The organism is Corynebacterium sp. ACRPF (assembly GCF_022347395.1).
Lineage (GTDB): Bacteria > Actinomycetota > Actinomycetes > Mycobacteriales > Mycobacteriaceae > Corynebacterium > Corynebacterium tuberculostearicum_D.
In genome coordinates this window covers 1-1,531 of record NZ_JAKRNB010000035.1, presented here as the reverse complement: position 1 = coordinate 1,531, position 1,531 = coordinate 1, and the positions used below count along the sequence as shown (strand labels likewise).

Sequence of the window (1,531 nt, the reverse complement as noted above, 5' to 3'; positions counted from 1 at the left end):
GCCTTTATCCCACTTCCGCTATGGGCAAAGCATTACAACGACTTTCCTTTGAACTACTCGCCGTTGACAACCTGGATAAAGCAGCCGAATGGACCGTAAAACTACAACAGTTCGGCACCGTATTTAGCACCCAGCTCAAAGCCAGAACCTACGTCAAAGACGTCCCCTTCGACCAGATTCCAAAAGCCAAACGCCGCAACAAAAAATGGTGGTACACCCACTACACCCATCGCGGGATTTACCTGCTGAAGCGTCCTGGGTTTAGTTCCTACCTCAGCTAAGGAAGGATTGAACTATGCCTAGAAAGTATTCCGTCGAGTTCAAGGAGAAGGCGGTCCATCAGATCATCGAAATGGTCCGCCTGGAGTCTTGCTCACTGCAACGCGCCTACACGGAGGTCGGTGAGCTGCTTGGAGTATCTCACCACACGTTGCGGGCTTGGTACCGTGACAGCGCTTCAGTACGTGATGACTCTGACGCTTCAGGCGGCGAGACAATGGAAGAAGAGCTCAAGCGTCTGCGCCGCGAAAACCGCGAACTGAAACGAGCAAACGGGATTCTTAAGACTGCTTCGGCTTTTTTCGCAGCGGAACTCGGCCGACCCACGACCAAATGATCTCTTACATCGACACGTATAAAGATCAGTTTGGGGTCGAGGCCATCTGCCGAGTCCTGAAACAAGCAGATCGTGGATTCATTACTTCACGCGGCTACCGCAAAGCCACCACACGCGTTCCCAGTGCAAGGGCCTTAAGCGATAGCCTGCTCATCCCAGAAATACAGCGTGTGCATGCGGAGAACTTCTCGGTCTACGGTATCCGCAAAATGTGGCACGCGATGAACCGTGAAGGTTTTCATATCGGTCGTGACAAGGCTGCACGACTGATGAAGCTAGCAGGTGTTTCTGGCCGCAGACGTGGACGAACCCCTGTGACAACGATTAGCCCGAAGACGCCGGATCATCGCCCAGACCTAGTACAGCGAAACTTTCGTGCACAAGCGCCAGGCAGGTTGTGGGTTGCCGACATTACCTATGTTCGCACTTCGTCAGGATTCGCCTACACCGCATTTGTAGTTGATGTCTTCAGTCGGAAAATTGTTGGTGTTGCTACACGCTCGACGATGCGTACCGATGCGCTGCCCATGGAGGCTTTGGAGCATGCGTTAACGACTGCAGGGCGAATTCATGGAAACCAGTTAATTCACCATAGTGATCGGGGCAGCCAGTACGTGTCACTGAAGTATTCCACTGCGCTAGCGGAATCTGGAATCCGTCCGAGTGTGGGAACAGTCGGCGATTCTTATGACAATGCTCTAGCCGAAACAGTCAATGGTCTCTACAAGGCGGAACTGATTCATGCTCAAGGTCCGTGGACGTCGGTCGGAGAAGTCGAACTGGCCACCTTGCGGGAGCGTGTCAAGTTGTTTGTGTGTGGGGCTGGGTTTATAGGTATTTGTCGAAGCGGTCGGGAAAGGCCACGGCCATTTGGTTGATGGCTTGTTTCCAGCCGGATACTCGGGCTCCTTCCAT

The 1,531-nt window shown here is 53.1% G+C and carries 2 pseudogenes; both read left to right on the top strand.

The window, feature by feature from the left end:
• Window positions 1-281, top strand: a pseudogene (locus MHX61_RS11190) (hypothetical protein); the annotation flags it as partial.
• 14 nt (window positions 282-295) lie between these two features.
• Window positions 296-1,410 (top strand): annotated as a pseudogene (locus tag MHX61_RS11185) (IS3 family transposase); the annotation flags it as partial.
• Between the last annotated feature and the right edge of the window lie 121 nt (window positions 1,411-1,531).